Consider the following 17,794-nt stretch of genomic DNA (forward strand, 5'->3'; position numbering starts at 1 on the left):
GCCAGACGGCTTTTACACCACCCAAAGGGAACACCATCCATGCATATCGGTACCACGCTGACCAATTTCATCATCGAAACCCAGCGCCAGTTCGAGGGGGCCACCGGTGAGTTCACCGGCCTTTTGAACGATATCGCGGTCGCCTGCAAGAAAATCTCCGACCTTGTGAACAAGGGCGATCTGGTGGGGGTACTGGGCACCGCCGGGTCCGAGAATATCCAGGGAGAACAACAGAAAAAACTGGATATCATTTCCAACGAAATTTTTATCGAGGCCCTGGCCCATAACGGCCATGTGGCAGCCCTGGCCTCCGAAGAAATGGACGAGGTGCATCACCTGTCGGATCATGCGCCCAGAGGCAAGTATCTGGTGCTGTTTGATCCTCTGGACGGCTCTTCCAATATCGACGTCAATGTCTCGGTCGGTACGATTTTTTCCATCCTCAAGGCCCCGCCAGGGGTAAAAAATCCGGTCCGGGAGGACTTTCTCAAACCCGGCACCGAGCAGGTGGCCGCCGGGTACTGTCTCTATGGCCCTTCCACCATGATGGTGCTGACCACCGGACGGGGCACCAACATGTTCACCCTGGATCGGGATTTTGGTGAGTTCCTGCTCACCCATTCCAATGTACAGATCCCGGAAGATACCCAGGAATTTGCCATCAATACCTCCAACATGCGCTTCTGGGAACCGCCGGTGAAGCGTTATATTGACGAATGTCTGGCGGGGCGGGATGGCCCCAGGGGCAAGGATTTCAACATGCGCTGGATTGCCTCCATGGTGGCCGAGGTGCATCGCATCCTCACCCGGGGTGGCATCTTCATGTACCCCATGGATACCAAGATTCAGGCCAAGGGGCAGGGTGGCAAACTGCGCCTGATGTATGAGGCCAATCCCATGGGCTTCATCATCGAACAGGCCGGCGGTGCCGCCACCACGGGACGGGCACGGATCATGTCCCTGAATCCCGAAGATATTCACCAGCGGGTGCCGGTGGTGCTGGGATCTCGCAACGAGGTGGAGCGAATCACCCGCTATCATCACGGATAACGGGGCGTCGGACAGGCTGCACCCGGCGGCGCCTTGGGTTACTCTAAGGCGTCATTCAGTTTAAAGCCGGGAGTCCGAACTTGGTCAAGGGAACCCTTTTTATCGTGTCGGCCCCCTCCGGGGCCGGCAAGACCAGCCTGGTGGCGGCCCTGCTGGAGGCCCGCCCGGATCTGGTGGTCTCCATCTCCCACACCACCCGCGCCCCCCGGCAGGGCGAAGTGGATGGTGTGCATTATCACTTCGTCAATGCCGAGCGTTTTTTGGGCATGATCGAGGACAACGCCTTTTTGGAACATGCCCGGGTCTTTGACCATTACTACGGCACCTCCCGGGCAGCAGTGGAAGCAGAATTGAATCAGGGCCGGGACGTGATTCTGGAAATCGACTGGCAGGGCGCCCAGCAGGTCCGCCGCCAACTTTCCGATAGTCAGTCCATTTTCATCATCCCGCCCACCCGCGATGCCCTGCGCACCCGGCTCCAGGCCAGGGGCAAGGACAGCAGTGCAGTGATCGAACGACGTATGCAGGACGCGGTCAAGGAAATGACCCACTATGTGGAATATGACTATCTGGTGGTCAATGACCGTTTTGAGGAGGCCCTGGCAGACCTGCAGGCCATCTTCGTTGCCAATCGTCTGCGCATGTGGCCCCAGCATCACAGCAAGCGGGCGCTGCTGAGTGAATTGCTGGCATCCAGACCCCTTAACCCCTAATATTGACCGCTTTCCGCCGTTTTTTCAGGAGTATTGCCAGCCATGGCACGAGTGACCGTAGAAGATTGCCTCGATAATGTGGAAAACCGTTTCCATCTGGTTCTGGTGGCGGCCAAACGCGCCCGTCAACTGGCCGGGGGCACCGAACCCCAGGTGGAATGGGAAAATGACAAGCCCACCGTGGTGGCCCTGCGGGAAATTGCCGCCGGCCTGATAGGACCAGAAGTGCTCGATGACGTGGTCGCCCGCGACCATGCCGGTAAATCCCGCATCAGCGATGAGGAGGTCAGCTCGGAGATCTAGTCCGGCGTGGTGTGCCAGGCACCACCGCAGAACCACTCCGCATTGTCCCCATGGTTGAGAGCGCCCCCCCTACCGCAGCAAATCCCGGTCCCCAATCGCTGGATACCACCCGCTTCATGGCCGGGGATTTATGTGCCTACCTGGAAAGCTATCTGGACCCGGACCAGATCAAGGAAGTCTACCGGGCCTATCTGTTTGGCGCCGAGGCCCATGAAGGGCAAACCCGTCAAAGTGGCGAACCCTATATCTTCCATCCCCTGGCCGTGGCCAAAACCATGGCCGAGATGCGGATGGATCACAAGAGCATCATTGCCGCCATCCTCCATGACGTGATGGAGGACACCCATATCGGCAAGGCCCGCATCATCGAGGAGTTCGGCGAAGACGTGGCCGAACTGGTGGATGGAGTTTCCAAGCTCACCCATCTCAAGTTTCGCTCCAAGGCCGAGGCTCAGGCGGAGAATTTCCGCAAGATGATGCTGGCCATCACCCGGGACCTGCGGGTGATTCTGGTCAAGCTGGCTGACCGTCTCCACAACATGCGCACTCTGGGTGCCCTGCGCCCGGACAAGGGTCGGCGGGTGGCCAGGGAAACCCTGGACATCTACGCCCCCATTGCCCAGCGCCTGGGCATGAATGCGATCCGCCGGGAGCTGGAACTCCTCGGCTTTGCCGCGCACTATCCTGCCCGTTACCGGGTGCTGGAAGCTACGGTGAAAAAATCCCGGGGCCACCGCAAGGAGGTCATGCAAAAGATCGAAACCGCCATCTGTGGCCGCATGGAGGAGGTGGGGATCGAGGCCCGCATTGTGGGCCGGGAGAAAAACCTCTACAGCATCTATCGCAAGATGAAGCAGAAGCGGCTGTCCTTTGCCGAGGTCTATGACGTCTTTGCCATCCGCATCATTGTGACGGATGTGGACACCTGTTACCGGGCCTTAGGGGTGGCCCACAATCTCTACAAGCCGGTACCGGGACGTTTCAAGGACTATATTGCCATTCCCAAGGCCAACGGCTACCAGAGTCTGCATACCGTGCTGTTCGGCCCCCACGGTATCCCCATCGAAGTGCAGATCCGCACCGAGGAAATGGACCGGGTGGCCGAGACCGGCATCGCTGCCCATTGGCTTTACAAGGCCGGGGACCGGCATTCCGCCACAGCCCAGGACCGGGCGCGGGAATGGCTCAAGGGGGTGCTGGAAATCCAGCAGGCCGCCGGCAACTCCATGGAATTTCTGGAAAATGTCAAGGTGGATCTGTTCCCCGAAGAGGTGTACATCTTCACCCCCCAGGGGGATATCATGGAATTGCCCAAGGGCGCCACCGTGGTGGACTTTGCCTATGCCGTACATTCCGATGTGGGCAATACCTGTGTGGCCGCCAAGATCGACCGGCGGCTGGCCCCCCTGTCCACGCCCCTGGAAAGTGGCCGCACGGTACAGATCATCACCGCCCCCGGCGCCCGACCCAATCCGGCATGGATGAACTTTGTGGCCACCGGCAAGGCCCGTACCGCCATTCGTCATTACCTCAAGAATCTGCAACAGGACGAAGCCGTCAGTCTGGGGCGGCGGCTGCTGGAAAAAGCCCTGTCCATCTACGAACTGTCCCTGGAACAGGTGCCCGAGGAGCGGTTACGGGATCTTCTGGAGGAGTCCCGCCTGACGGACATCAACGCGCTGCTGGCGGATGTGGGGCTGGGCAACCGGATGGCCGCCCTGGTGGCCCGACGACTGGCGGTGGCAGAGGACAGTGAAGCCACGGAAAGCCTTGCCGCAAGCCTGTGCCGACCCCTGGCGGTGAAAGGCACCGAAGGCATGGTGCTGTCCTTTGCCAAGTGTTGCAATCCCATCCCCGGTGATCCCATTGTCGGCGTCATGAGTACCGGTCGCGGACTGGTGGTACATCGGGAGTATTGCCGCAATGTGGTGGATTATCGGGCCAAGCCGGACAAATGGATTACGGTGGAATGGGCCCAGGACAGCACCCAGGAATATGCCGCCAATGTGCGTATTCAGACCGCCAACAAACGGGGTGTACTGGCCAGTCTGGCCACCAACATCGCGGACATGGGGTCCAACATCGAGAACGTGTCCTTCGATGAGCGGGATGGTCACGCCACGGCCATCACCTTTACCTTGAGTGTGCGCAACCGCAAGCATCTGGCGGACATCATGCGCCGCTTGCGGCGCATCCCTGAGGTGTTGCGTATCACCCGCGCCAAAAACTAAACAAAGACCATGTGCCAGGACATGGGCGGTTCATTCCCCCCCCGCGCCTCTGGCAACACCCTTGGGTACCGCCGGCTTTTTGAAGGGCTTCCTGGGCCGGGGATTGCCGCCGGTGGATTTTGGCGTCCGGACACCTCTGGCCTGACGGGGAGCGGAACGGGCCTCGGATAACGGCCTTTCGCCGGGGGAGAGCTGGTTGACCGGGGCCAGGGAAATCTCCAGTTCAATGATTTCATCCCATTGCGCTTCGGTGCGCTGGCTGTCGGGGATGGCCAGCAGACTCTGCAGGCGGCGGCGGGGAGAAATCGCTTGAGAAGAATCGTTCATCATGTTGCGCGAGACACCCGGCCTTAACAGGCCAGGGAGGGTTGGCGCATCGTGCGGGGCACGATCACCCGGCCCTGGTCGCGTCCTCCTGTATGGGTTTGGGTTTAAGAGACAGCATCATGGTCAGGTGCCAACTGGCGACCATGGAGCGCTAACCCGCTCAAGCGCGGGCCTTGTCAATGAGCTGGCTGGCAATCTCCAGCAGGTCATCGAAGGTGCGGGCCTGTTCACCCACCACCACAAAACGTCCATCCACCACCAGGGTGGGCACACTATTGACGCCAAAACGGGCTTGCAACCGGTCGTTGCGGGCCAGTTGGGCGCGGACATTGGCACTGTTGAACACCTCCCGGAAGGGGTCCGTATCCACCCCCTGGGCCGCCAGCCAGTCCATGATGGCCGCTTCGGTAAACAGGGGTTTTCGGTCTATGCCAACAGCATCAAATACAGCCTGATCCAGTTCGGCGGCCAGGCCGGTTTCCTCCAGGGCCAGGGCCAGCCGGGCCAGATGAGCCCAGGCACCGCGATTGAAAGAAATGGGAATGCGCCGATAAGTGACATCCTCGGGAAGATCCGCCAGCCAGGGTGACATGACCCGGTTGAGCTGGCCGCAGAAGGGACAGCCATAAGAGAAAAACTTGGCCAGTTCGATCTGGCCTTCGGGGGCCTCTGAATGGGGGCGGGTAATGGCCCGCCAGTCCCGGTTCTCCACCAGTTCGGCCCCGATCAGCACATTGGGCGCTGCGGCGATTCCCAGGCCACTGGCAAGCAATAATTGATTGAAACGGCGTCGGGTCAAGGACATGGCAACGCTCCAGGGGCAGAGTGGTGATGCAAGGGTCGCGGTTGTATTGTGTCCATCACAAGTTGACACGATCCCCGTCTGGTCAGATTCGACTGAAAGAATATTTTGACAGGGATACCGGCATGACCGGTGTTCAGGCCCAGGGCCTGCAAGGCCATCCATGATGGCCCATTTTTTCAGGGTCACACCATGAACAGGCCTGGGCGATACAGGTTTCGTCGTCGACGAAGACGGCGCCATGCTGGTATGCCAGCATGGTGCTGAATGGGTGATTGGGTGGGATTATAAAGGCTTTGGGGAAGATTTGCCCATTTTCCCTTTTGTTCCCCCTCAGCCGCAGCGGGGTAACCACAATGTGGTGCCCAGGGATTACACATCCCCCGGCATGGCCAGCAGGGCCTCGATCTCCCCGGCGATGGTTTCCGGGGCCACATTGGGGGCATGGCGCCCCATGACCCGACCGTGGCGATTCACCAAGAACTTGGTGAAGTTCCATTTGATGGTCTGGGAACCCAGCAGTCCCGGCGCGGCCACCTTGAGGTGACGGAACAGGGGATGGGCGCCGGCGCCATTGACCTCCACCTTGGCAAACATGGGAAAGGTCACCTGAAATGTGGTGGCGCAGAATGCCGCAATCCCGGCCTCGTCATCGGGTTCCTGATTGCCGAACTGATTGCAGGGAAACCCCAGCACATCGAATCCACGGTCATGGAAACGGTCCTGCAGGGCCTGCAGGCCATTGTATTGCCGGGTGAAACCACAGCGACTGGCCACATTGACGATCAGCAGGACGCGGCCATTGAACGTACTCAGGGGGCAGGGGTTGCCCTGAATGTCGGTGGCCTCAAAATCGTAAACAGAGCGGGTAGTTTCCGGCATGGCACAGGTTCTCCGACTAAAAGGGATATGCCGAGATTGCCGGATGGGGCGCCGATGGTAAAGAGCCGTGGAAAAAAGCCCCTCCGCTACAGGTGGCGGAGGGGCGAGGCTGGAACGATTACCGGGGCAGGTCGGAACTGCCCATCAGCCACTGGTCCACCGCCCGGGCGCACTGACGGCCTTCGCGGATGGCCCAGACCACCAGGGACTGGCCGCGACGCATGTCGCCGGCGGCGAAAACGCCGTCCACGCTGGTGTGGTAGGCTCTGGCGCCTTCGGTTTCCCCCTTGACGTTGCCCCGGGCATCCAGCTCCAGGCCGGATGCCTCTTGCAGCTGGGCCAGCATGCCCTCCTGCACCGGATGCACGAAGCCCATGGCCAGCAGCACCAGATCACAGCGGATGTCCCGCTCGGTGCCCGGCACTTCGCTCATCTGGAAACGGCCCTGGGCATCCTTTTCCCACTTCACCGACACCACCCGGGCCGCCTTGACCCGGCCATGGCCATCGTCGATGAAGCCCTTGGTGGCCACATTCCATTCCCGGGTGCAGCCTTCTTCCTGGGAACTGGAGGTGCGCATGCGGTTGGGCCAGTGGGGCCAGGTGAGTCCCTTGTCTTCCTTCACCGGCGGCTTGTCCAGGATCTCCACCTGGGTGACATGGATCGCACCATGACGGTTGGAGGTGCCGATGCAGTCGGAACCGGTGTCGCCGCCGCCGATGACCAGCACGTGCTTGTCCTGGGCGCTGATGAAGTCCTCGTCGGGCACGAACACGCCCTGCACCCGCTTGCTGTTGCGGGTGAGGAAATCCATGGCGAAGTGTACGCCTTGCAGTTCACGACCGGGCACCGGCAGATCCCGGGGTTTCTCGGCACCGCCCGCCAGCACCACCGCGTCGAACTCCGCCTGCAGCTTCGCCACCGGGATGTCCACGCCGATATGGGTCAGGGTGTGGAACTGCACCCCTTCCGTGCGCATCTGCGCGATACGGCGATCGATGTGGCCCTTGTCCAGCTTGAAGTCGGGAATGCCGTAACGCAACAGGCCGCCGATGCGATCCGCCTTCTCGAACACGTCCACATGGTGACCGGCCCTGGCCAGCTGCTGGGCGGCCGCAAGGCCCGCGGGGCCGGAGCCCACCACCGCCACCCGCTTGCCGGTGCGGCGCTGGGCCACCTGGGGCCGGATCCAGCCTTCTTCCCAGGCCCGGTCGACGATGGCGCACTCGATGGTCTTGATGGTCACCGGGGTGTCGTCGATGTTCAGGGTGCAGGCGGCCTCGCAGGGGGCGGGGCAGATGCGGCCCGTGAACTCGGGGAAGTTGTTGGTGGAATGCAGCACCTCGATGGCCTGCTTCCAGTCGTCCTGATACACCAGGTCATTCCAGTCCGGGATGATGTTGTTCACCGGGCAGCCCTGATGACAGAAGGGAATGCCGCAATCCATACAGCGGGCACCCTGCTGGCGCAGCTGTTCCACCTTGAGCGGGATGACGAACTCCCGATAGTGGACGATACGGTCACTCACCGGCGCATAGCGCCGGTCGTGGCGTGCAAATTCCAGGAATCCGGTTGGCTTACCCATGAGCGGCGCTCCCCTCAAGCGGCTGGTTGGCGGTCAATGGTCGGTTGGCACCCGGCGGGCGGGCCTTCTGGGCCTGGAGCTCTTCCAGGGCACGGCGGTAATCCACCGGCATCACCTTGACGAAGCGGGGCAGGAAGTTGTCCCAGTCCGCCAGGATGCGTTCGGCCTGGGCCGAGCCGGTGCAGGCCAGATGACGCTCGATGAGTCCTTTCAGGCCCTGGACATCGTCCTCGGCGGCGATGGGCTCCAGTTCCACCATGGCCAGGTTGCAGCGCTGGGCAAAATCACCCTCCTCGTCCAGCACGTAGGCCACCCCGCCAGACATGCCGGCGGCGAAGTTGCGGCCGGTGCGGCCCAGGCACACCATGATGCCGCCGGTCATGTATTCGCAGCCGTGGTCGCCCACCCCTTCCACCACGGCGGTGGCGCCGGAGTTGCGCACGCAGAAACGCTCACCGGCCACGCCGCGGAAGAACACCTCACCATTGATGGCGCCGTAGAGCACGGTATTGCCGACGATGATGTTGTCCTCGGCCCGGTCGATGGCGGCATGGGCCGGCGGATAGATGATGATGCGGCCGCCGGACAGGCCCTTGCCCACGTAGTCGTTGGCCTCGCCTTCCATCTCCAGGGTCACGCCCTTGGCCAGCCAGGCGCCGAAGGACTGGCCACCGGTGCCATGGGCCTTGATGTGGATGGTGTCATCCGGCAGGCCGGCATGACCGTAGCGGGCCGCCACCTGACCGGAGAGCATGGTGCCCACGGTGCGGTGGAAGTTGCGGATCCGGGTTTCGATCTTCACCGGCTTGCCCTCGGTCAGGGCCGGCTGGGCCTGTTGGATCAGTTCGTGATCCAGGGCCTTGTCCAGACCGTGATCCTGGGTCTCGGTGTTGTGGATGGCCACCTCGGCCGGCACCTGGGGCCGGGCCAGCAGGCGGGTATAGTCCAGACCCTGGGCCTTCCAGTGGCTGATGGCCTTGCGCATCTCCAGCAGGTCGGAACGCCCGATCATCTCGTTCATGGTGCGGAAACCCAGCCTGGCCATCAGGCGGCGGACTTCCTCGGCCACGAAGAAGAAATAGTTGATGACGTGTTCCGGCTTGCCGGTGAATTTCTTGCGCAGTTCCGGGTCCTGGGTGGCCACGCCCACCGGGCAGGTGTTCAGATGGCACTTGCGCATCATGATGCAGCCTTCCACGATCAGCGGCGCGGTGGCAAAGCCAAACTCGTCGGCCCCCAGCAGGGCGCCGATGACCACGTCGCGGCCGGTGCGCAGACCGCCGTCCACCTGCAGGGCCACCCGGCCCCGCAAACGGTTGAGCACCAGGGTCTGCTGGGTTTCAGCCAGGCCGATTTCCCAGGGGCTGCCGGCGTGCTTGATGGAGGTCAGCGGGCTGGCCCCGGTGCCGCCGTCGTAACCGGCGATGGTGATATGGTCCGCATGCGCCTTGGAGACGCCGGCGGCCACGGTGCCCACGCCCACCTCGGAGACCAGCTTCACGGAGATGCGGGCCTTGGGATTGGCGTTCTTGAGGTCGTGGATCAGCTGGGCCAGATCCTCAATGGAATAGATGTCGTGGTGGGGCGGCGGCGAGATCAGGCCCACGCCAGGCGTGGAATGACGCACCCGGGCGATCTGGGCATTGACCTTGTGGCCGGGCAGCTGGCCGCCCTCGCCGGGCTTGGCGCCCTGGGCGATCTTGATCTGGATGTCGTCGGCATTCACCAGGTACTCGGTGGTGACGCCGAAGCGGCCGGAGGCCACCTGCTTGATGGCGGAACGTTCCGGGTTCATGGAACCGTCCGCCAGGGGCAGGAAGCGTTCCGGTTCCTCGCCGCCCTCGCCGGTATTGGACTTGCCGCCGATGGCGTTCATCGCCTTGGCCAGGGTGGAATGGGCCTCGTAGGAGATGGAGCCGAAGGACATGGCGCCGGTGGCGAAGCGCTTGACGATCTCGGCGGCCGGTTCCACTTCGTCCAGGGGAATTTCGGTGTCGGCGAACTTGAAGTCCATCAGTCCGCGTAGGGTCAGCAGGCGCTCGGACTGCTCGTCGATGAGCCGCGAGAACTCGGCAAAACTCCCGGCGTCGTTGGCGCGGGTGGCGTGTTGCAGCCTGGCGATGCTGTCCGGGGTCCAGATGTGGTCCTCGCCGCGGATGCGGAAGGCGTAGTCGCCGCCCACGTCCAGCTGTTTGCGGTAGATCTCCGCGTTGCCGTAGGCCTGCTGGTGCCAGCGCACCGCCTCTTCGGCCACCTGGGGCAGACCGATGCCTTCGATCTTGCTGTGGGTGCCAAAGAAGTATTTATCCACGAACGGGGTGTTGAGGCCGATGGCATCAAAGATCTGGGCGCCGCAATAGGACTCCAGGGTGGAGATGCCCATTTTGGACATGACCTTGAGCAGGCCCTTGCCGACGGCCTTGATGTAGCGCTTCTGGGCCTCTTCGAAGCTCAGGCGCTCCGGCAGGCGCGGCAGCATGGACTGGATGGTGTCGAAGGCCAGATAAGGGTTGATGGCCTCGGCGCCGTAGCCTTCCAGGGTGGCGAAGTGATGCACTTCCAGGGCGGCGCCGGTCTCCACCACGATGCCCGAGGCGGTGCGCAGCCCCTTCTCGATCAAGTGATGATGCACCGCCGAGGTGGCCAGCAGCATGGGGATCGGGATCCGGTCCCGGTTGGTGTCGCGGTCGGACAGGATGAGGATGTTGAAGCCATCCAGTACCGCCTGTTCCGCCTGGGCACACAGGCAATCCAGGGCGGCGCCCATGCCCTCGGCGCCTTCGGCGGCGGGGTAGCACACGTCCAGGGTGCGGGTGCGGAAGGCACCACCGGAGTGGTATTCGATGTGACGGATGCGCTCCAGGTCCTGATTGGTCAGTACCGGCTGCGGGGTCTCCAGACGCCAGTGCTGGCCGGCCTCGTTGATGCCCAGCAGGTTGGGGCGGGGACCGATCATGCACACCAGCGACATCACCAGTTCCTCGCGGATCGGGTCGATGGGCGGGTTGGTCACCTGGGCGAAGTTCTGCTTGAAATAGGTCGACAGGTGCTTGGGCCGGGCCGACAGCACCGAGGGCGGGTTGTCCGCGCCCATGGAGCCCACCGCTTCCTGGCCGGTGAGGACCATGGGGGTGAGCAGGAACTTCAGGTCTTCCTGGGTATAGCCGAACGCCTGCTGGTGATCCAGCAGGGTGGCGTCATCGGGGGCCATGGGGCCGACGCCGGTGGGCAGGTCTTCCAGGCGGATCTGGGTCTTCTTCAGCCACTCGCCGTAGGGGCGGGCCTCGGCCAGCTGGGTCTTGATCTCGTCGTCGCTGATGATGCGGCCTTCTTCCAGGTCGATCAGCAGCATCTTGCCCGGCTGCAGGCGCCACTTCTTGACGATCTGTTCTTCGGGGATGTCCAGCACGCCCATTTCCGATCCCAGGATCACCAGGTCGTCTTTGGTGACCAGATAACGGGCGGGACGCAGGCCGTTGCGGTCCAGGGTGGCGCCGATCTGGCGGCCGTCGGTGAAGGCCATGGCGGCGGGGCCGTCCCAGGGCTCCATCAGGGCCATGTGGTACTCATAGAAGGCGCGGCGCTTCTCGTCCATCAGGGTGTTGCCGGACCAGGCTTCGGGGATGAGGATCATCATGGCATGGGCCAGGGAGTAGCCGCCCATCACCAGCAGTTCCAGGGCGTTGTCGAAGCAGGCGGAGTCGGACTGGCCTTCCGGGATCAGGGGCCAGATGGTGTCCAGGTCGTCGCCCAGGATCTCGGAACCCATGGTATGGCGGCGGGCCGCCATCCAGTTGACGTTGCCCCGCAGGGTGTTGATCTCGCCGTTGTGGCAGATCATGCGGAACGGCTGCGCCAGGTCCCAGGTGGGGAAGGTGTTGGTGGAGAAGCGCTGGTGCACCAGGGCCAGGGCACTGACGAAGGTCTCGTCCTGCAGGTCCAGGTAGTACTGGCCCACCTGACCGGCCAGCAACATGCCCTTGTAGTTCAGGGTGCGGGAGGACATGGAGGCGATGTAGCAGGCCTCGAAGCCGTGGCCGGCGTCGCGGATCTCGTTGTCCATGCGCTTGCGGATGACGAACAGCTTGCGCTCGAAGGCATCCTGGTCGGCGCAGTGGTCGCCGCGGCCGATGAACACCTGGCGCACCATCGGTTCGCTGGGCAGCACGCTTTCGCCCAGGTCGCTGTTGTCGGTGGGCACGTCGCGCCAGCCCAGGACGGTCTGGCCGCTTTCCAGGATGTGCTTTTCGATGATGGCCTGCATCCGGGCGCGGATATCCGCGTCCTGGTGCAGGAAGATCATGCCGACGCCGTAGTCTCCGGTCTCGGGCAGGTCAAAGTTCACCTGGGCGCGCAGGAAGGCATCGGGAATCTGCACCAGGATGCCGGCGCCGTCACCGGCCTTGGGATCGGCGCCCACGGCGCCACGGTGATTGATCCGCTCCAGAATCTCCAGACCCTGCTGGACGATCTGATGACTTTTCTGATTCTTGATATGACAGACAAAGCCGATGCCGCAGGCGTCGCGCTCGTGGGCTGGATCATAAAGGCCCTGCTCGGGCGGTAAGGCATGAAAGCTCATCTTTGACCTCGCTGGTATCTGGTCGCTGGCCGGCATCCGCGGTGGTCCGGCGTCGGGAGATCGGGGCGGTGTTGCCGTCGCCGGTCTCCTGCTATTGACTTTCCGTGAATACGCCGAATTCCGGCGGGTTGGGGAGATTAAAGGGAAAGTGTCCGTGACGCCATAGGGCGGTGGGCGCTTCCATGGTGAATTTGCAAAAATGCACCGCATTGGTGCGACGGTGAACTGTTTTGGGGCACTTTTGGGGCAATTTTTGCGCTTTTAAGGGCATCCGGGGCTATGGGAGGCCCCTTTTCCCGCTCATGCCGGTTTTATATCAATCTACGTGCCAAATCCGGGCAGATTTCAGGCGAAAGGAATGACAGGGCAGGAAAAAACCCGGCATGGATGCGGGATATGCACCAATGCCGGGCAATCTGTGTGTGATGTGGTGCAGTCACAGGCCTTCCATGGCCGATGTTTATGTGGGCGGTTGTCCTGGCCCCATTAATCGCTGCGTTCACCGGATTCATCACCGGAGCCGATATCCGGCTGACTCGATGCCGGTGTGGAGCCTTCCAGTCCTGGATCTCGATCCGGGGCGTTCCGCAGACGGGGCGCCTGACCGGCGCTTGGCGACTGGGTGGGACCACCGGGGGTGGGGACCATGTCCCGTATATGCAGGTCCATCTGCGGGAAGGCAATCTCGATGTTCAGTTCCCGGAACCGCTTGATGATGGTGGTGTGCAGTTCGCTGGTGGTCAGCAGGCGTTCCCGCAACTGGCTCACGTAGACCCGAAGTTCGAAGTTCAGGGCACTGTCGCCAAAGTGGATGAAGAACACACTGGGCCCGGGTTCCTTGAGCACCTGGGGATTGTCCTTGGCGATCTGCAACAGGGTTTCCCGCACCAGGTCCACATCCGCTGAGTAACTGACCCCCACCGGAATCACCAGTCGGGTCACCGTGTCGGACAGGGTCCAGTTGATCAGCCGTTCGGTGATGAAGTTCTTGTTGGGAATCACCACTTCCCGGTTGTCCCAGTCCACGATGGTGGTGGCCCGGGTACGAATACGGGTGACAGTGCCGCTGTATTCGCCAATGGTGATGGTATCCCCCACCCGGATGGGCCGTTCAAAGAGAATGATCAGGCCGGAGACAAAGTTGGCCACCACTTCCTGCAGACCAAACCCCAGACCCAGGGTGAGGGCCGCCACCATCCACTGCAATTCGCTCCAGCGCAGACCCAGCAGGGAGAACACGCTGATGATGGCCACCACGGTGAGGGCATAGCGCAGCAGCATGGTGACGGTGTAACGGCCGGCGGCGTCCATCTGGGTGCTGCGGGAGAGCAGGATCTCCACCAGGCCGGGTAGATTGCGGGCCGCCAGGGTGAACACCACCCCCAGGAAAATGGCCATGAGGAAATTCAGCAGGCTGACCCGGCTGAGCACCTCGGCCTCCCCCACCATGATGGTACGCGACCACAGGGTGATGCTATCCAGCCAGGTGAGGGCCGGCAACACATCGGACCAGGCCCAGAACAGGGCCAGAACCACCCCTGCCCCTACGGTAATCCGCATCAGGGTTCGGGTCTGCAGGTTTACGTCTTCCATGCTCAGGTGCGGCTCGGGAATGTCCATGCCGCCTTCGGCCCCCGTACCCAGGCCGGCGCTGCTTTCCATGGCCGCCGCCTTGGCCCGCTGCTCGCGCATCCTTCGCACCCGCAGCCGGGTTTCACTCAAAATCAAGGCCCGGGCAGAGAGGTTGTAACCCAGCCAGATGAGACCCACGATCACCAGCGTGTCGATGGTGCGCCCCATGATTTCACCCACCGTCAGCAGATAGCCGGCCAGGATCAATCCGGTCAAGGTCAACGCCGTCAGGCCGATCAGCATTCTGAACAGGCGTCGCCGGCGCTCATTCAGGGGAGGTTCTTCCCCTTCGGGGATGGGGCTGAGCAACCACCACCCCAACAGGGCGCTGATCACCACCGCAGCCATCAGGGTCATACGGCCAAAGACATCAAATACCAGATCGGAAGGATGGCTGAAGGTCAGGGCCAGCAGCAGGATCAGCAGCAACTGGGTGGGCAGGAACCAGGCCAGATGACGCCGCAGGCGTTTGACCATCAGCGGGTTCCATTTGAAATGGGCAGTCCCCACACCGTTTTTATGGGTGAGCAGGAGCAGCAGGTGACCGGCCAGCCACCAGATGGAGGCACTGAAAAACATGGTGGCCAGCACTTCCACACCATGACCCACCTCGGGGATGGTTTCCAGGCGCAGGGAGGTGGCCATCAGCAGCACCGGGATCGGCAGTACCCGCAGCAGGCTCCAGCCCAGGGCTTGCAGGGTCAGTTTGATGTTGTCGGTGAAGCGGTGCCGGGTACGGGCGGCCAGATCCTCCAGATGACTGGGGGTGCCCCGTCCCAGTGCGTACAACACCAGTGAGAGCAGCAGGGTCAGCCCCAGGGGGATGGGGCTGCCCAGGGTCACTTCCCGCAGCACATGACGCACTTCCTGCCAGGCCGCCGGGTCCAGCAGGGCCAGGGTGGCGGCAGGAATGCGAGCCATCCAGTCTCCCCCCACAGGGACATGACTGGGCCACCAGAGCAGGGTTTCCCGCAGGATCTGGTCCAGTTCATCCACCAGTACCACCACGGCCCGCAGCCGCAGGTCGGTCTGACGCAATTGATCGGCCAGGGCTTCCTCGGCATGAAGCTGGATGGTCAGGGCCTGTTCCCGCAGTCGCCGTAGCTCACCCAGTCCCAGGTCATCACCGTTAAGCGCCGCGGGGGCAATCGGTGTGCTCAACTGTTCTCGCAGGGTGATGGCCCGCAACCGGGACTGGGCCAGTTCCCGCTCAATACCCCGAACCTTGAACCGGGTTTCATCCAGATCCCGCAGCCGGCGCTGCTCCTCCAGAAACAGACTGCCCAATGCCTCGGTAAGCCCCCCCACTTCCAGCCGCTCACGCACATTTGCCAGGGTCTGGGTCAGCTCCCGCTCAATACGGAGGTAATAATCCCGCTCCTGTTGCAGCACACGAATACGGGTCTGGGTTTCGGCAATGCGGTCAAAACGAACCCGCAACGCCTGGATATCGCCGGCCAACTGGTCCCGAACATCCGGTTCCCGGTCCAGTAACCGCTGCAGGCTTTGCTGCAGGGCTCGCAGTTCCGCCGATGCACGCTCATGAAGTTCATGTTCCAGAGCGGCCAGACTGGTCCGCAGCCAACGCAGTTCCAGTTCCAGGGCGGGAATTTCCAGACGCAGGATTTCCAGACGGGGCGGCAAAGTCTGACTGTCCAGCTGGGCGGCGATGATGCGGGCATCGGCACGGCGGGTCATGGCCTGCCGGGCGCCATCCACCGCGCTGGCCAGTTCGGCATCTTCCGGGTCGGGGGGCAGGGCCGCCAATTCCTCGGTCCGCTGACGCTGGAGACGTTCCAGGGTTTCGGCCTGGGTACGGGACTGTTCTTCCAGTCGGGCCAGGGTGACCCGCTTCTGATCCACTTCCAGGATGGTCTGGTCCCGGCGTCGTTCCAGCAGGGCGATATCGTCTTCAATCTGGCTGATGCTGCGTTCCTGGCCAGGAATGATGGGCAGATGCAACAGGTTCTGATCCAGCCGCTGACGGGCTTCCTGCAAACGCTCCACCGCCAACTGGGCGATTGCGGCCCGGTCCAGGGCGCCGCGGAGTCGCTCCACTGCGGAGCGTTCCTGCTCCAGAGCGGTCTGCCAGAGGGCCCGTTCTGTATCGGACAGTTCCCCGTCACCGGCTCGCTGACTCAGCCGCTGCTCCGGGCTGGCCTGCAGCCAGGTCTCGGCAGGGTTGGTATCGATGCTCTGGACCAGGGGCTGAACACGGATCATGCCCTGATCAAGCAGATCCCTCTGGGCATCCAGTTCCCCTTGGGTGATCGGTACTGGACCCGACGCCGGCGCCACATTCGCCTCCTGAGCCAGGATGGGCGCACCCCATCCAAGACACAGGATGAATGTCACCAGTAGCCAGGTCATCAGGCGGCGAATCAACATAAAAGAACAGACCTCTGGGTGGCATGCTGCGTGGTTGCAGGCATTGGGCCACCCATTATAGGGGATTGGAGAAGGCGTGCTCCAAGCAGGCAACTAACCGTCCCGCTCTCCAGGCCGGGGTTCCAGTGCGTAGGGTTTCACCAGTTGCCACACATGGTCCGGGATCATGTGTTTCATCCGTCCGGGCTGAGCCCGGCGCAGGTGCAGCACCGTCTCCACCGCCTTCATCTCCACCCGCGCCCGGGCAAATTCCAGACCCCGGGGTCCGATACGGGGCATGAGAAAGGCCGCCAGGGGGCGTGCCCAGTCGGGCATGCCGCGCAGGGGCAGGCCGCCCGCCGCCCGCTCGGTATTCTTCATGAATCCCTTCACCGGCCCTTGCCGCTTGCCGGCACTGGTGCAGGGCGCGGTGCGCACTTCATCACCCAGGAGATCCAGCAGGGCCTCTCCCTTGTCGTTGCGCACCACCAGCCATTGTTCTCCCCGTCCCGCCATGTAACCCACGGTGATGTCCGCCAGCACATTGGTGTAGTCCACACAGGTTTGGCAGGTGAGAGGAAAGAAATCCCGGGGCAGCCTGGAGATGGGGAGCTTGAGGAAGGGGATGGTCTGTACCCGGCCATCTTCGAACCTCAGTTCCACATGGTAATCGGCACGAAATTCCAGGTAGGTCACCGTCTCCGGCCGGTCCGCCAGCAGGGCCAGGAATTCATGGAAATGTTCGGTGGTGGTGTTGTCGGAGCAGGGGGTACCGATAACGTAAAGGGCATCCAGGTCCAGTTCGGGTTCGATGGCCCGCAGGGCATAGACCTGACAGGGCAGGCCGATCACCGCCAGACGCCGATGGCCCTGGGCCAGGGCTGGTTCCAGATGGGCCAGCAGGGGGGCGTAGCCCATGCGCATGCCCCGGCATTGGGCCATGTCCTCGGCGCGGGTGACCAGTATCGGTTGAGGACGCCAGCGGTCCTGGGGGTCGGCGGTCATGGTGAGCACCGCATCCACCTGACCGGTCTCCAGCAGCCGTTCGCCGATACGGGTGGTAATGCCGGTCCACTGGGCGCCATCTCGCGGGGTGTTCATGGCCGCTTGCAGCATCCGGCGATAGGGGCCGAAGAACAGTTCGTCTTCCTGGTCCGGGTTCCGTGCCCGGCCATGGACCTGGGTCTCCAGCCGGTCATATCGGGGGTGGATGAACTGGCAGGCCCGGCCGCAGCGCCGGGGATCGGCGGTGCGGGAGAGGCCGCAGTCGGTACACAGGTCGCGGTGGGGAATGGCGGCGGCTTCGGTCACGGCACTGGA

11 protein-coding genes are annotated in these 17,794 nt (G+C 62.7%); 4 read left to right on the forward strand and 7 right to left on the reverse strand.

The window, feature by feature from the left end; genetic code table 11:
- Nucleotides 1-39 precede the first annotated feature (39 nt).
- From BMX62_RS07010 to spoT, 4 genes are all read left to right on the forward strand, one after another.
- A complete protein-coding gene (locus BMX62_RS07010) occupies nucleotides 40-1,050 on the forward strand; it encodes a class 1 fructose-bisphosphatase (RefSeq protein WP_090206452.1) in 1,011 nt (336 codons plus the stop codon).
- Between the two features lie 80 nt (nucleotides 1,051-1,130).
- Nucleotides 1,131-1,763: a guanylate kinase gene (gmk, locus tag BMX62_RS07015; RefSeq protein ID WP_090206455.1), complete on the forward strand. Its 633-nt coding sequence runs from the start codon at nucleotides 1,131-1,133 to the stop codon at nucleotides 1,761-1,763.
- Nucleotides 1,764-1,805: 42 nt separating this feature from the next.
- Nucleotides 1,806-2,066, forward strand: coding sequence for a DNA-directed RNA polymerase subunit omega (rpoZ, locus tag BMX62_RS07020; protein ID WP_090206459.1), 261 nt, complete (start codon nucleotides 1,806-1,808; stop codon nucleotides 2,064-2,066).
- 50 nt (nucleotides 2,067-2,116) lie between these two features.
- Nucleotides 2,117-4,297, forward strand: coding sequence for a bifunctional GTP diphosphokinase/guanosine-3',5'-bis pyrophosphate 3'-pyrophosphohydrolase (gene spoT / locus BMX62_RS07025; protein ID WP_090206463.1), 2,181 nt, complete (start codon nucleotides 2,117-2,119; stop codon nucleotides 4,295-4,297).
- Nucleotides 4,298-4,327: 30 nt separating this feature from the next.
- Here spoT and BMX62_RS07030 read toward each other — a convergent pair whose 3' ends face one another.
- From BMX62_RS07030 to BMX62_RS07060, 7 genes are all read right to left on the reverse strand, one after another.
- Nucleotides 4,328-4,627: a hypothetical protein gene (locus BMX62_RS07030; RefSeq protein ID WP_238375896.1), complete on the reverse strand. Its 300-nt coding sequence runs from the start codon at nucleotides 4,625-4,627 to the stop codon at nucleotides 4,328-4,330.
- A gap of 157 nt (nucleotides 4,628-4,784) precedes the next feature.
- The gene (locus BMX62_RS07035; protein WP_090206466.1) at nucleotides 4,785-5,429 is read right to left on the reverse strand and encodes a thiol:disulfide interchange protein DsbA/DsbL; all 645 of its coding nucleotides are present in this window, start codon (nucleotides 5,427-5,429) and stop codon (nucleotides 4,785-4,787) included.
- A 369-nt stretch (nucleotides 5,430-5,798) separates the two neighbouring features.
- Entirely contained in the window at nucleotides 5,799-6,308 is a 510-nt protein-coding gene (locus BMX62_RS07040; RefSeq protein ID WP_090206470.1) for a glutathione peroxidase, read from the reverse strand.
- Between the two features lie 118 nt (nucleotides 6,309-6,426).
- Nucleotides 6,427-7,893 carry a glutamate synthase subunit beta gene (locus BMX62_RS07045; RefSeq protein WP_090206472.1) on the reverse strand — a complete coding sequence of 489 codons (1,467 nt, stop codon included), beginning with the start codon at nucleotides 7,891-7,893 and terminating at the stop codon, nucleotides 6,427-6,429.
- Nucleotides 7,886-12,475, reverse strand: coding sequence for a glutamate synthase large subunit (gene gltB, locus BMX62_RS07050; RefSeq protein WP_090206475.1), 4,590 nt, complete (start codon nucleotides 12,473-12,475; stop codon nucleotides 7,886-7,888). The genes BMX62_RS07045 and gltB overlap by 8 nt, the downstream gene beginning before the upstream one ends.
- A 486-nt stretch (nucleotides 12,476-12,961) precedes the next feature.
- Nucleotides 12,962-16,495, reverse strand: coding sequence for a mechanosensitive ion channel domain-containing protein (locus tag BMX62_RS07055; protein ID WP_090206478.1), 3,534 nt, complete (start codon nucleotides 16,493-16,495; stop codon nucleotides 12,962-12,964).
- A gap of 93 nt (nucleotides 16,496-16,588) precedes the next feature.
- Nucleotides 16,589-17,785: a Coenzyme F420 hydrogenase/dehydrogenase, beta subunit C-terminal domain gene (locus BMX62_RS07060; protein ID WP_090206481.1), complete on the reverse strand. Its 1,197-nt coding sequence runs from the start codon at nucleotides 17,783-17,785 to the stop codon at nucleotides 16,589-16,591.
- Nucleotides 17,786-17,794: the final 9 nt, after the last annotated feature.

The sequence above is a fragment of the Ectothiorhodospira magna genome, assembly GCF_900110965.1.
GTDB lineage: Bacteria > Pseudomonadota > Gammaproteobacteria > Ectothiorhodospirales > Ectothiorhodospiraceae > Ectothiorhodospira > Ectothiorhodospira magna.

Bases quoted from the DNA above. Each gene is read 5' to 3' on its own strand.
- BMX62_RS07010 (WP_090206452.1), top strand. From the start codon at position 40: ATGCATATCGGTACCACGCTGACCAATTTCATCATCGAAACCCAGCGC.
- rpoZ (WP_090206459.1), top strand. From the start codon at position 1,806: ATGGCACGAGTGACCGTAGAAGATTGCCTCGATAATGTGGAAAACCGT.
- spoT (WP_090206463.1), top strand. From the start codon at position 2,117: ATGGTTGAGAGCGCCCCCCCTACCGCAGCAAATCCCGGTCCCCAATCG.
- BMX62_RS07030 (WP_238375896.1), bottom strand. From the start codon at position 4,627: ATGATGAACGATTCTTCTCAAGCGATTTCTCCCCGCCGCCGCCTGCAG.
- BMX62_RS07035 (WP_090206466.1), bottom strand. From the start codon at position 5,429: ATGTCCTTGACCCGACGCCGTTTCAATCAATTATTGCTTGCCAGTGGC.
- BMX62_RS07040 (WP_090206470.1), bottom strand. From the start codon at position 6,308: ATGCCGGAAACTACCCGCTCTGTTTACGATTTTGAGGCCACCGACATT.
- BMX62_RS07045 (WP_090206472.1), bottom strand. From the start codon at position 7,893: ATGGGTAAGCCAACCGGATTCCTGGAATTTGCACGCCACGACCGGCGC.
- gltB (WP_090206475.1), bottom strand. From the start codon at position 12,475: ATGAGCTTTCATGCCTTACCGCCCGAGCAGGGCCTTTATGATCCAGCC.
- BMX62_RS07055 (WP_090206478.1), bottom strand. From the start codon at position 16,495: ATGTTGATTCGCCGCCTGATGACCTGGCTACTGGTGACATTCATCCTG.